Origin of the sequence: Undibacterium sp. TJN25 (genome assembly GCF_049339885.1) — a bacterium.
Taxonomy (GTDB): domain Bacteria; phylum Pseudomonadota; class Gammaproteobacteria; order Burkholderiales; family Burkholderiaceae_D; genus Undibacterium.
The window spans coordinates 288030-301440 of record NZ_JBMPPM010000004.1 but is presented as its reverse complement, the minus strand read 5'-3'; the positions used below and the strand labels follow the sequence as shown (position 1 = coordinate 301440).

11 protein-coding genes are annotated in these 13411 nt (G+C 59.4%); 5 read left to right on the top strand and 6 right to left on the bottom strand.

The window, feature by feature from the left end; all coding sequences use genetic code 11:
• Positions 1–253: 253 nt before the first annotated feature.
• Positions 254–1141, top strand: a complete 888-nt coding sequence (locus ACO0LO_RS11530) for a GGDEF domain-containing protein (RefSeq protein WP_422964374.1) — start codon at positions 254–256, stop codon at positions 1139–1141.
• 204 nt (positions 1142–1345) lie between these two features.
• On the top strand, positions 1346–4162 hold the full coding sequence (locus ACO0LO_RS11525; RefSeq protein WP_422964373.1) for an ATP-binding protein: 2817 nt from the start codon (positions 1346–1348) through the stop codon (positions 4160–4162).
• A 121-nt stretch (positions 4163–4283) separates the two neighbouring features.
• On the opposite strand, the gene ACO0LO_RS11520 is transcribed toward ACO0LO_RS11525, so the two are convergent.
• A complete protein-coding gene (locus ACO0LO_RS11520) occupies positions 4284–6314 on the bottom strand; it encodes a hypothetical protein (RefSeq protein ID WP_422964372.1) in 2031 nt (676 codons plus the stop codon).
• A 173-nt stretch (positions 6315–6487) separates the two neighbouring features.
• Positions 6488–7057, bottom strand: a complete 570-nt coding sequence (locus ACO0LO_RS11515) for a TetR/AcrR family transcriptional regulator (RefSeq protein WP_422964371.1) — start codon at positions 7055–7057, stop codon at positions 6488–6490.
• 126 nt (positions 7058–7183) lie between these two features.
• Here ACO0LO_RS11515 and ACO0LO_RS11510 point away from each other — a divergent pair, with 126 nt between their 5' ends.
• The 3 genes from ACO0LO_RS11510 (at position 7184) to ACO0LO_RS11500 (ending at position 9265) form a co-directional block, all read left to right on the top strand.
• A complete protein-coding gene (locus ACO0LO_RS11510; protein WP_422964370.1) occupies positions 7184–7930 on the top strand; it encodes an SDR family oxidoreductase in 747 nt (248 codons plus the stop codon).
• Between the two features lie 79 nt (positions 7931–8009).
• Positions 8010–8603 carry a 2-hydroxychromene-2-carboxylate isomerase gene (locus ACO0LO_RS11505; protein WP_422964369.1) on the top strand — a complete coding sequence of 198 codons (594 nt, stop codon included), beginning with the start codon at positions 8010–8012 and terminating at the stop codon, positions 8601–8603.
• A 62-nt stretch (positions 8604–8665) separates the two neighbouring features.
• Positions 8666–9265, top strand: a complete 600-nt coding sequence (locus ACO0LO_RS11500; RefSeq protein ID WP_422964368.1) for an HD domain-containing protein — start codon at positions 8666–8668, stop codon at positions 9263–9265.
• A gap of 9 nt (positions 9266–9274) precedes the next feature.
• Here the strand turns inward: ACO0LO_RS11500 and ACO0LO_RS11495 are convergent, their stop codons facing one another.
• The 4 genes from ACO0LO_RS11495 to tagH all read right to left on the bottom strand — a co-directional run bounded on the left by ACO0LO_RS11495 (position 9275) and on the right by tagH (position 13239).
• Positions 9275–9823, bottom strand: a complete 549-nt coding sequence (locus ACO0LO_RS11495) for a TssQ family T6SS-associated lipoprotein (RefSeq protein ID WP_422964367.1) — start codon at positions 9821–9823, stop codon at positions 9275–9277.
• 94 nt (positions 9824–9917) lie between these two features.
• The gene (locus ACO0LO_RS11490) at positions 9918–11741 is read right to left on the bottom strand and encodes a protein kinase domain-containing protein (RefSeq protein WP_422964366.1); all 1824 of its coding nucleotides are present in this window, start codon (positions 11739–11741) and stop codon (positions 9918–9920) included.
• A 60-nt stretch (positions 11742–11801) separates the two neighbouring features.
• On the bottom strand, positions 11802–12587 hold the full coding sequence (locus tag ACO0LO_RS11485) for a PP2C family protein-serine/threonine phosphatase (RefSeq protein WP_422964365.1): 786 nt from the start codon (positions 12585–12587) through the stop codon (positions 11802–11804).
• Positions 12574–13239 (bottom strand): type VI secretion system-associated FHA domain protein TagH, encoded by a 666-nt coding sequence (tagH, locus tag ACO0LO_RS11480; protein WP_422964364.1) that lies wholly within the window; start codon positions 13237–13239, stop codon positions 12574–12576. The genes ACO0LO_RS11485 and tagH overlap by 14 nt, the downstream gene beginning before the upstream one ends.
• Between the last annotated feature and the right edge of the window lie 172 nt (positions 13240–13411).

The window sequence follows — 13411 nt, the reverse complement described above, 5'->3', positions numbered from 1 at the left end:
CCATAGAGGAAACTCCTCCCGGTTTGCCGGATTTGCTGCTACTGTAAAGAATACAGCCGCCGCATTCCAGTAGGGTCTGCTTGCGCAAAAGCCCCTACCTGGTCAGCATGACGGCACCGGGCTGCAGTTTGCATACTACACAGGAGGCAAGATTGTGCACGGCAGAATCGATGATGAAACTTGAATCCTGGCGGGAATGCCTGCAGCTACAATGGCAAGGCGTGCTGCAGGCGCTGATTGCAGGAGACCGGCCGTGAAGGTGCTTGTCGCCGATGACGAACCTCTTTCGCTGCTGTATTTGCAGGCCGCGCTGGAAGAATGGGGCTATGAAGTCATCACCGCAGCCAACGGCAACGAAGCATGCGAAATACTGCTGGGGGCGGATGCGCCCATGCTGGCCATTATCGACTGGATGATGCCGGGCATGGACGGCATCGACGTTTGCCGCGTCGTGCGCGAAAGCGTCAGGGACCGCTACGTGTATATGATCATGCTGACCGGGAAAAGTGAAACCGAATTCATCGTGGAAGCGATGAATGCCGGCGCCGACGACTTTATCAGCAAGCCTTTCAATATCGATGAGATGCAGGTGCGCGTCAGGGCGGGGCGCCGTATTGCAGAGCTGGAGCAAAAGCTGCGCATGAAGGCCAGCCACGATGCGCTAACCGGCCTCTACAATCGCGGCACCATCATCGAGATTTTGCAAAAGGAACTGACGCGGCATCAAAGGAACAAGCATTCATTTGCGATCATCTTCGGTGATCTTGATCATTTCAAACGCATCAATGACGAATTTGGCCATCTGGCGGGCGATGCCGTGCTGCGCGAAGCGGCAGGCAGGATTTCTTCAGTACTGCGTCCTTACGATTCCCTTGGTCGCTACGGCGGCGAAGAAGTGCTGATCGTGCTGCCGGGTTGCGATGCCAACGAGGCGATAGAAATCGCCGAGCGAGTCAGGCTGGTTGTCTGCAGCAAACCGGTCGCTACCGACGTTGGGGATGTGCCGGCCTCGCTGAGCATGGGAGTTGCGGTCATCGCCCAGGGTCAGCAAGTCAGCTTCAATGCGCTGATCCACCTTGCCGACGCCGCACTCTATATTGCCAAGGATAAAGGCCGCAATCGCGTAGAGCTGGCTATTTAGCCTCTGCGCTGCAAGCACCGGCGCAGACCCCGTGCGCAACGACCCATAGACCGCCAGTCGCACTGGTTGTACTATGCAATTTTGCCTATAATGCATCTCACTCTGTTAATGTTCCTCTGGTGAGATGAATTCCACGCTCTTATTGGATAGAGACCGGTGTTTCAATTGATCCCTGAACCGACAGCCGCTGAGGTGTTCCGATAAATGGAAATGTTCATTACCAATGAGGATGTCATCCAGTTGGAAGGGACATTGGCCGCTTCACCTGAGGTAGAGCGCCTGCCTGTGCTGGTCACGCTAGCCTGGCACTTGCGCCAGCGCGATACCCGCAAGGCGCTGGCGCTGGCAGCCGAGGGCGATGCACTGCTGGCGCGGTCCCGCTTGCCGGAGCACTTGCGGCACAGCATGAGCGCCCGGCTGTCGCTGGTACATGGCGAAGCGCGCTGGCTGTTTGCTGAACTGGAAGACGCGCAAAACCTGGCCGAACAGGCTGTCCATGAATTTGAGGTGCTCGGCGATGTCGTCGGCAGTGCCGATGCCCATTTTTTACTGGGCTCCATACTCCTCAGCCGCGGCAACCCGCCGCGCGTCGTCAGCGAGATGGAGGCCGCAGCAGCCTGTGCCCGCCAGGCGGGCGATATCGTGCGGGAGGAGCTCGCCGAAGGCGGGCTGGCCTTTAACGCTGCCGTCAAGGATGTGCATGATGCGGCCGCGCGCTGGGGCAACCGCTTCTATGCAGACCGGCCGGGCCTGAATCTTGCGCTGCAAGTCAGCGTACATGAATTCCTTTCCCAGATCGCAGGCCTGTCCGGCGACTTCGCCAAGGCGCTGACGCACGGCATGCAGGCCTACGAGGCTGCGCTTGCGACCGGCCAGATACGCCGTGCCATCCATACAGCCGCCAATGTCGGCGACGCATTCAATAGCCTGAACGACCATCAGGAAGCCCTGGTATGGATGCAGCGCAGCCACGACCTCGCGCGACCCACTGGCTGGCCCGCCAGCATAGGTTTGTCGCTGACCCAGATGGCGGAAACGCTGCGCCGGCTTGGGCGGCTTGCCCCTGCGCAGGAGTTGCTGGAAGAGGCGCTGCTGTTGCTAACGCCTCTGAAAGGTTCGCGCAACTACCTGATGGCGCTGCGCTACCAGGGAGACCTGGCGCTGGACTGCGGCGATTTTGAGCTGGCGCTGAACAGCTTCCAGCAATTGAAGCATCGCGCCGATGCTTCGTCGCAGATGGATTTTCAGATCGGCTCGCGGCGCGGCCTCGCGCATGCGCTGTCCGAAATGGACCATGCCGAAGAAGCGCTGAAGACCGCGCAGGAAGCGCTGACGCTGGCACAGCGCAGCAAGGATAATTTCCGTCAGATCGATGTGCTGAAGGTACTGGCCGCCATCCACGCGCGCCACCAGTTGCCGGCGCCTGCGCAGATGAGCGAAGCCAGCGCACCGCTGCACTACCTGCAACAGGCGCTGGACGTCGCCGCTGTCATCAAGGGCTACACGATACCGGGCACGCTGCTGGATGCCATTGCCGATGCGCATGCCGCGCTGGGCGACTTCAAGGAAGCCTTCGTTGTCGGCAGGCTGGCAATCGCCGCGCGCGATAAAACCCACAACCAGGAAGCCAGCAACCGCGCCACGGCGATGCAGGTCAGCCACCAGACCGAGCGCATGCGTGCGGAAGGCGAATATCACCGCCAACTGGCGATTGCCGAGGCGGAGCGCGCCGAAGTCTTGCAGCAAACCAGCGCCAGCCTGGAAAGGCTGGGTGCGATAGGGCAGGAAATCACCGCCAACCTGGATCTGGCGGCAGTGTTCCAGGCGCTGAACCGGCATGTGCACGGCCTGTTGCACGTAACCTCATTCGTCATTTATCTGATGGATACCGACAGGCAGACCATCACCTCCGCATTCAGCGTGGAGAATGGTGTCCGGCTGCCGCCGAACAGCGTATCGTTGTCCAACGATGAATCCAACTCCGTCCGCTGTTTGCGTCAGCAGAAGGAGATCATGATCGACATCGATCCCGGGCAGACCAATCCCAACCTGGTGCCGGGCACCGAGGCCACGCTGAGCCTGCTGTTTGCGCCGCTGACAATTGCAGATCGCGTGCTGGGCGTGATGACGATACAGTCTTCCGAGCAGTTTGCTTATGGCGAGCGCGAGCGCCTGATCTTCCGCACGCTGTGTGCTTATGGCGCAATTGCGGTGGACAACGCCAACGCCTACCGGTTGCTGAAAGAGACGCAGGCGCAGCTGGTGGCGCAGGAAAAACTGGCGGCGCTGGGCTCACTGGTGGCCGGCGTTGCGCATGAGCTGAATACCCCAATCGGCAACTGCCTGCTGGTCGCCAGCACGCTGGCGGAAAACACGCGTCAGCTGACGTCCAAGCTGCAAGGAGAGGGGCTCAAGCGCTCGGACCTGAATGCGTATTGCGCCAATGCCCAGACCTCATCGACGATTCTGATGCGTGGCCTGACCAGTGCCGCAACGCTGGTCAGCAGCTTCAAGCAGGTGGCGGTAGACCGTACGTCAGAGCAGCGGCGCGTGTTCGACCTACGCCAGGTCATGCAGGAAATCGTCGCCACGCTGAACCTGCGCATCGGCCATTCCGGCCAGAGCATATCGCTGGATATTCCGCCGCATATTGCCATGGACAGTTATCCCGGCTCGCTGGGCCAGGTCATCACCAACCTGATCGACAATGCGCTGCTGCATGCGTTTGACGGCAGCAAGCCGGGACACATGCAGGTAACGGCGGCATTGGCCGACAATGAGCGCGTACGGATAGAATTCAGGGACAATGGTGTCGGCATTCCGCAAGAAAACCTGAAACGTATTTTTGATCCCTTCTTCACCACCAAGCTGGGGCAGGGCGGCAGCGGGCTAGGCCTGAACATCTGCTACAACATCGTCACGTCGATAATGGCGGGCGATATCACTGTGCATAGCGAGCTTGGCGCCGGCAGTACTTTTGTCGTCGAGCTGCCGCTGAACGTCCCCGAAAAACGCGAGTAGATTTTTGCCTGCCGGCCGATTCTGCGCTTGGGCCGATCTTGCCTTGCCTTCAGGCTTCTTCAAATTAAAAGGGGCATCATGCGCGTAGCACGATGCCCCTCATTTTTTCAGTCCCGGTATCTCAGGGGGTGCTTTTGTAGGTCGTGAAGAAACGCCTGCCCATATTGTCTTGTGCACCGATCAGCAACTGGTAATTGGAAGGCACATAGCCGTCCGGCAAGGTAATTGCCGGTACGGTAGAGCTGGTGCCGAGGTCATTCGGCACGCTGAAGTCCTTCACCACCGGAGCTGCCGTGGTGCTGGAAATGATAAAGCGCAGCATGAATACATGTGAATCCGGATTGGCCGCGCCCCAGTTGGCCCAGTTGAGCGAAGTGCCGGCGATAATCGCTGCCGGCGCAATCGGGTTGGACGGCGCTACGGCGTCCAGCGTAGGGAACTGCGATGCTGTCGTGCTGCTGGGCACCGAGGCCGGCAGGAAGGCGGTAATATTTTGCGTCGCGCCTGCGCCGGCGGCAGTCGTTGAAATGACATATTTGGCGCCGATCTGTCCGTCGCGGCTGCCTATCCAGCCGAGTGCAGGCTGTTGCAGCAGCAGATCGTCCAGCATGCCGGTGCTGACGGCAGGAACGCTTGGCGAGCTGGAAGCGCACAGGAAGGTGCCGGCGCAATAGACGAAGGGCACGCTGTAGCCGCTCACCAGCTGCACGATGGCGCTATCCATGGTTTTTACGCCGGGGCTGCTCTCGCTGACGATGGCAATTTCCACACCCACGCTGGGGTTGGGCGTCGTGGAAGCAAGCGAACCATCCATGCCGTAGCTTGCATAGGCCAGCGGATACACGTCGATGCTGGTATTGCGGCCATTCCCTGCAAACGTCCAGCTGGTGCTGGCTTTGACGTAGCTGACCGTATCATAAAAAATGTCCACCGGCTTGCCGCTGTTATCCGATACTGTCGCTGCGGCGAGATAATAGGCGCAGGGTTTCAGCGGTGTGGTAGGGGCGTCCGTGCAGCCGATGATCTGCAGCTTGCTGAGCTGGTAGTTATTGGCGGCATACCCGGCGAAACGGTTTGCCAAATCAGTGGCGCTGCGGCCGTTGTAGGTGTACGCGGTTGTCGTGCCTGCAGTGGTGCCGGGCGCCGGCATTGGCGTCGTGGAGATGAAGGCGCTGAAGCCGCTCGCCGCCGTACCTTGTGCAATCGCCTTGTTCAGGCCGACTGTCAGGTTATCCATTGTGGATGCAATCGCCAGCGGCGTGGTGACAACGGTGGCCTTGGCAGTGCTCTTGACGGCATTGGCGAGCGTTGTGCCCGTCGTCTTCGCAAGCTCGGTCTTGGCCGTGGCCAGATCCACGGTGACATCCGGCAGGCCGGGCGGCGCAAACTTGTTGCTGAACTGCAGCTGGTCATTGCCGGACGTGTCCTTGGCAACGCGGATGTTCAGCCCTTCCAGTGCAGAATCCAGCAGGGTCTTGTTGGCGATAAAAGTCGAGTCCTGGAAGAAGTCCAGCGTCTTGGTATTGGTGATCTTGGCGTCAGTCAGGTTATTGGCGACGATGGTCTTGATATGCGTGGTCGCGGCCGCGAGCATCGTCGCATTGCCCAGCAGCGCTATGCTGGCGGCATTGCTGGCTGCGCTGCTGAAAATACTTTTGGGATTGGCCCCCAGTATTTCTGCCACGACGGCATTGGACAGCGGCGTGATATTGGCAACGGTCGGCGCGGTCGTTGTTTGCAGCATGCTGTGCAGTACGACAGAGTTGCCGGTCACGTCGCGTCCTACGACCTGGATAAGCAGAGGCATGGTGATGCCGGTGCCGCTCAGGTTCAGGCGATAGGAGCCGTCCGCCGTATTGGTGGTGCCATAAGGAATGCTGACACCGTTGGCGTCCACCATGTTGACAGCGCTGCCCTTGGCATCCACTACCCGGATATTGGCGCCGACTAGCGGCGCGCTGGTCGCAGCCACGCCGGTCACGGTCAGCGTAGTGATGCTTGGCGTGGTTGGGGTCGTGGGGGTGGTTGGCGTAGTGGCAGCATCGCCGCCGCCACCGCCGCCGCAGGCTGTCAATAGCAGCAGGCAAGCGGCAGACAGGGCGGTTCCGGTACGGAGTGTGGAGAGCTTGGTGCGGAGGGGGCGAAGTTGCATGTGCATGTTTCCGGGCAGAATTTTGGGCGGGATCTCGGGCTTATTGTCTGCCACAGTATAAATACAGGCAGGCTGAGCCTGTGACTGGAACAGAGTGGAGAAATTGAGTCAATTATAAGCTTAGCAAACCCCCGCACAATGCAGCAACAGGAAGAAGTTGATGCCTGGACACATTATTCAGGCGCCGGGCCCTGCTCACGTTCATTACCTGTCTCCTTTGTGATCGCGCGTTGCAGAAACTCCCTGCTGGCATTGATCACTTCGCGCTGAACATCTTCACTGGCCATGGCCCGCGCCAGCAGCAGGGAGCCTACGCATTGCGCAATGAAGCCCCACGCAGCGGTATCGTCTCCCAGCCGCGCGGCCAGCATGTTCCGCGCTTCCAGCATCTGCTGCTCGTGCAATTCCTTGACGCTATCGTCTGCCCGGGCGATTTCTGCACCCAGCGCAGGCAGCACGCAACCCGCTTCCGGGTGACGCACATGGCTCATCGTCAGGTAGCGGCTGGATTCGTGATCCAGCCAGGCTGTCAGATCCTGATGCGGATTGCCGACCAGCATCTTGATGCTGTCTTGCAGCTCCGTTTCGATGACGGCCTTGAATAATTCATTTTTTGATGAAAAATGGCTATAGAACGCGCCGCTGGTGACACCGGCGGCATGCATCAGGCCATCTACACCGACTGCGGCGAAGCCTTTTTTCTTGGTTTCGGCGCCCGCTGTTGCCAGCAGGTGCTTCCTCATTGCGGTTTTATGTTCGGGGCTGTATCGCATGGTTTTAATGGACAGAATGTGCTTGACATGTCGCAAATCATAACATAACGTTCGTTATCTAAAAGGATTTTTGTTCAAAAAAACGGAGGAGACAGCATGACATATCAGGCAACGGCAATAAGAACAGGGGCGGCGCTGATCATTGGCGCCGGCGATGCAACCGGCGGCGCCATCGCCAAACGTTTTGCGAAAGAAGGCCTGGTCGCCTGCGCTACCCGGCGCAACAGCGACAAGCTGCAGCCGCTGATCGATGAAATTATCGCCGAAGGCGGCCAGGCGCGCGGCTTTGCATCCGATGCGCGCAAGGAAGAAGAAGTAATCGCGCTGGTGGAGCAGATAGAACGTGACATCGGACCGATAGAAGTGATGGTCTTCAACATCGGCGCCAACGTGCCGTGCAGCATCCTGGATGAGACTGCGCGCAAGTATTTCAAGATATGGGAAATGGCTTGCCTGGGCGGTTTCCTGGCTGGGCGCGAGGTGGCAAAACGCATGGTCACGCGCGGCAGGGGCACTATCCTGTTCACCGGCGCCACCGCCGGCTTGCGCGGCTCCGCCAATTTTGCCGCATTTGCTGGCGCCAAGCACGCCTTGCGGGCGCTGGCGCAAAGCATGGCGCGAGAGCTGGGGCCGCGCAATATTCATGTCGCCCACGTGGTGGTCGATGGCGCCATTGACACCGAATTCATCCGCAGCAATTTCCCCGAACGCTATGCGCTGAAAGAGCAGGACGGCATCCTGAAACCGGAACACATTGCTGAAAACTACTGGTACCTGCACAGCCAGCCCAAAGATGCGTGGACGCATGAGCTGGACTTGCGTCCGTGGATGGAACGCTGGTAAAAAAGAGGCAAAGAGCAGAGCGGCCAGGCAGGCCGCCATCCACCACCGTCCGTTCAATGACAAAATCAATGGAGGCAATATGAGCAAACAGGTAGAGTTCTACTACGATTTCGGCAGCCCCTATACCTATCTCGCCTACCACCACCTGCCGGTGATCGCCGCCAGGCAAGGCGCAGAGATCATCTGGAAACCCGTACTGCTGGGCGGCATCTTCCAGGCCACCGGCAACCATAGCCCTGCCGAAATTCCACTGAAAGCCGAGCATTCGCAGGTGGATCTGGAACGCTGGGCCAAAAGGTATGGCGTCAATTTCACGATGAATCCGTATTTTCCGATCAACACGCTGACGCTGATGCGCGGCGCCACCGGCATGCAGCTGCGCGGAAAAAAAGAATTCGACACCTATAATGCGGCTGTTTTTCACGCAATGTTTGAAGAGCCGAAAAACCTTAATGATCCCGCCCAGCTTGCCGCAGTGCTAGCGGCCGCCGGCTTCGATGCGGCGGACTTCATGGCGATGATCAGCAACCCTGAAGTCAAAGACCTGCTAAAGAAAAACACCGAACAGGCCGTGCAGCGCAAGATTTTCGGTGCGCCCAGTTTTTTCGTCGGCGAAGAGTTTTTCTGGGGCCAGGACAGGCTGGATTTTGTCGAAGAAGCGCTGACAGCTTAAAAGGCCCGTCTCCATGCGGTAAGATGGTGTTTCCACAGTAGATAGCGTGAAAACACAGCACGATGACTTACCGTACCGAGATAGAAAACTTTATCCGGGAGGCAGCCCTGCCTCCCGACAAATTCAGCCACCAGCCCCGGCTCTATACGCTGGCCTGCAGCCTGGCGCCGGCGCAAGACTACGACGACGATGTGCTGCATGCGGCCGCCTGGCTGCATGACATGGGTGTTTTTATCGGACACAGGCCCACGGAGCCGGCCGCGCTGGCCGTTTGGGACAACGTCAAATACGCGGTGGAACAGGTTCCCGTGCTACTTCAGCGATGGGATTTTCCCGCAAATAAAATCCCTCTCGTTGTGCAGGCAATCCGTGAACACCTGCCGTCAGGGAGCCCGCACAGCATGGAGGGGAAGCTACTGCGCGACGCCGATATCCTGGAGCAGTTGGGGGCGGTCGGCATCTTGCGCACCGTCAGCAAGACCGGGCGCGACACACGCTTTATCCAGCATCAGGATGCCTTGCGTGTGCTGAGAAAAAACCTGGAGGAATTGCCGGGAAAGCTGGCACTGGAGACATCCAAAAAAATCGCCCAGCAACGTTTGACGCTGATGCGCGATTTCCTTGATGCGGCCGATGCCGAAGGGCAGGGGCTGAGCCTATGATGCGGTAATTTATTGCGGCGTGGCAGCCGGCTTGGCGGCAGGTTTGCGCGCAGGCGCCGCTGCCTTGCGTTCCGCCGCAGCGACCCTTTTCTTGGCTTGCTCGAATACCGGCGCCCACAGCGGGTGCTGCTTTTCGCCTGGTTCCAGGTCGAATGCCGGGTCCAGCCTCAGCGCTTTTTCAAACTGCTGGCGGCACAGTGTCTGGCGCGAGCTGACGCAATACGAGAAGGCCATGGTTTTCAGGGCGGACAGCTGCACGCTCTTGTCAGCGGTCCAGATGTCGGGCGAGCCGGACAATTTCTTGATTGCGCCATTAAAGTCCCCTTTGTCGTACAGGTCCATCCCGTCCGTCAGCGCTTGCTGCGCGGCAGAGGGCGGAACCACGACAGGTGCCGGCGCCGGTGCGCTTGGCGCCGGGCTGCTGGCAGTTGGTTTGGGTGTCGCCGGCGAAGCCGGTTTGCCTTGTTCAGGGATGGCACAGCCCGCCAGAATGGCGGCGCCGATGACAACGCTAACAGCAGCACTCAGCGTGGAAAAGCGTAAAAAAATTGGTTTCATTGCGATAGCCCTTGGTTAGGTCCGGATCCGGCAGCGAATGGCGGCAGGCGGCAGCAAGACTTCACCCGCATCCTCTTGGCTGAGCGAGAAGTGTTCAGGGAGTGCTGCCCTGCGCGGTGAAATCGTGCGCCACGGCGACGGTTTTTTTGTTTGCCAGCTGCACATCCGTCTGGTAGTCCGGGAAATTCGGATTGACAATTTTAACCTGATACTTGCCGGGAGGTAACTGTAGTTTTTTCAGCGGCGGGCTGACGCCCTTATTCGTACCGTTGATATACAGCGTACCCCAAGGCTTGATGTTCAGCGATACAGTGCCCGTGGGGAGCACTTCGGCTGCTTTGCTGGCATCGGCGGCGGCAACATCCGTCACTATGGTTTCATTCTTGTCCAGCGTAACGGCCAGTTGAGATGCGGTACTGGCGGCAGCCGCTGCCGGAGTGCTGGCAACAGTAGGTGCGGCATCGAAAACGGGATTCAGGTGTGCGACGCTGTCGGCGGCCGATGCCGTGGTCGCAGCGGCATTGCTGGCAGGCGCCGGCGTGGCCGCGACGCTGCTGGCAGGGCTGCCGGCGGTATCGGCCGTAGCCGGAGTGGCTGGCTTGCCGCCGCTGGTCCATAGCCAGATGCCGGCTGCCGCAATAACCAGCACTGCAGCAGACAGCGTATGGTCCCAGCGCCAGTGCCAGCCTTGGGTTTTCGCTGCCATTGCCGTTGTCGCACCTGGCGCAGCATCTTTGGCGGTTTTTCCCGCTGGCTTGGATGCTGAGGCTGCTGCGGGTTTGTCCGCAACAGGCACCGCCAACATGGTTTTGTCGTCATCGTCCGGTTCGCCGGCTTCTCCGGAAACAGGCGATGTGTGGGCATTTGGTATTGCCCCAGGGGGCAGCGGGCTGGCGGGTGTCACGCGAGCGGTAAACTGCGGCGGCACCTTTGCATGGACTTGCGGCGCCAGCTTGGGTGCGGCTTCCAGGCTCAGCAGTGCGCGGAATTCCGCGGTGGATTGCGGGCGAAACTCCGGCAGCACGCTCAGGCCCTGGTCGATGGCAGCCAGGAATGCATGGCTGTAGCCCGGCGGCGCCAGGTCTTGCAGGCGCTGCATCGGGTCCTTGATCATGCGCGTGACCGAGCCCGGCGGCGTTTTTCTGGCGATGACGCTGTAGGCTACGGCACACAGCGCATAGATGTCGGTCCACTGGCCCTGGATCAGGTTGGAATCGTCTGCGTACTGCTCCACCGGCGCAAAGCTGGGCTTCAGGATCACCGTCAGGTCTTGCGGAGTACCGCCGATGACCTGGCGCGCAGCGCCGAAATCCAGCAGCACGGGCACGCCGTTATGCTGGATCATGATGTTTTCAGGAGAAATATCGCGGTGCAGGATCTGCGCGCTGTACAGGGTTTCCAGCGCGCCGATGATGGCGCGCAGCATATTGGTCAGCCAGGCTTCATTGATGATCTCGGGATTGAATTCCGCAATGTGCTTCAGTGTGTGGCCTTCGTAATACTGCATCGCCATGTACGCAGTCTTGTTCTGCTTCCAGAAACGGTACACCTTGACCAGAGAAGGGTGGTCGAACTGGGCCAGCAGGCGAGCCTCGTTGATATAGCTTTCCAGACCGGCGCCGAAGGCGTCCGTATGCTTGACGGAGCGTATCAGCACGCTGTCGTCTACACCGCGCCCGGCCAGTGCCACCGGCATGTATTCCTTGATGGCCACGGTACGGCGCAGGCTATGGTCAAACGCCAGGTAGACAATGCCGAAACCACCTTCGCCGACGATGCCGGTGATCTCAAAATCCCCCAGGCGCGACCCTATGGGCAGACAATTCTCCGAGCCCGCATGAACAGCGGTGGCGGGGTTGATCTGCCGGGTATCAAGGCGCGTCAGGTCATCGTCTTGTTCGGGGGCGGGTGTATTCATTGATCTGTTTGGCGTAATATTGTTGCTATCATACAGCGTGTCTATGAAATTTCCGTGGCATTACACCGTAGAAGCGCTGATCCAGACCGCAAAAGCTGTTGTATTGTCGCGAATCGCACCGGATTGGGCAAATCTGCGGCCAGCAAGCGTCTGCATGCCTTCCAGCCAGTCCTCCGGCGATGTGGCCCTGGCCAGTTCCGCTTCCATCTCGTTCTCCAGCACCCATTCCCACAAGCCGTCCGTACATAGCAAAAAAACATCTCCAGCCTGCAGCGGCATGCCGTATTCGGTCACTTCCACCGGCGTATCGTCCGCCGCGCCCAGCGCGGCATACAGGATATTGCGTTGCGGATGGGTGCGGATCTGTTCGCCGGTGCTATATCCCGCGTCCACGAACTGCTGCACCAGGCTATGGTCCTTGCTCGCAAAGACGATTTTTTTCTGGCGGAACAGGTAGATTCGCGTGTCGCCCAGGTGCGCCCACAGCGCTGCCCCGCGCCGCGTGTCTATCAGCAGTGCCGCCACGGTGCTGCTCATTTCATGCCGGGCCGGTTGCTCCAGCTGGGCATTGCCTATCTCGATATTGGCGCGGTCGGCATAATAACGCAGCGCCTGGCCACTGAATTCCGGCTCCGCCGCAAAGGCGGCGATCAGGCCTTCGGTCGCCAGCTTGCAGGCTACCTCGCCGCCGGCATGGCCGCCGGCGCCGTCGGCCACCACATAGCAGGCAAGATCGCCCTGCCGCGCGCTGAGCAGCGCGTCCTGGTTGCTTGTTCTGCCGCCTGCGTCGCAGATCTGCGCGGACCGCAACTGCAGTCCGATAACGGCTGTTTCACTTGTCTCCATCAGCCTCGTCTTCACAACGGGTGATCTCTGCCTCATAGCCACTCAAAAACGCATTGCCGAAAGGCGCTTGCGACTCCTGCAGCACCTCGCGCCGCACGATCTGGAACCTTTCCACTTGTTTGTCCCACATCCTGGCCTTGCGCTTGGCCGGGAACATGTTCTCCAGTGTGCCTTCGGGCGGCGTCTGCTGGATCACGTGTTCGGGGTTGTAGCGCTCCATCATGTCCAGCAAGGCGGCCTGCATGCCCGCAACCAGCGCGCTCTGGTGAGCGTGCATGTCCAGAAAGGCTTCCTGCATCGCCGATACCGGGTCCATGAAGCCCGGCATTTTCTTGCGCAGCATCTGCAGCATGATGGTGTCGGAGTCCTGTAAAAACTTGAGCGGGTTGTTATTGCGGCGTACGACCATCGTCATGTCGGCGTTCACTTCGCGTTTGACCTGCGTGCGCCGCGCCAGCAAGCCGTGGGCGCCGTGCACGGATGCCGCCAGCAGCTTGCCCAGCATTTCCATCAGTTCCGGCGTCAGTTTGGAGCCTGCCCCCAGGCCTATCGTATTGTTCCCCAGGCCGGCCCCGCGCAGGAATGCATCCAGCAATTCCTGGTTACTGGCTTCTTCCGTCTCTGCGGGTTCAAGCGGGGTGTGGGTGGACATATAAGACAGCTCCTGAAGTATTCTCAGCCGGGAAGAGGCAGATTGCGGTATATAGCGAAGTCCTAAACACTAGCGCAGTTTGTACTCCCTAGCAACAAGCGGATAGATTTCTTTAATGCAATACGCTTTATTTTTAGCTAGTTGTTAAATAACTACCAATTAAATGCCCAAT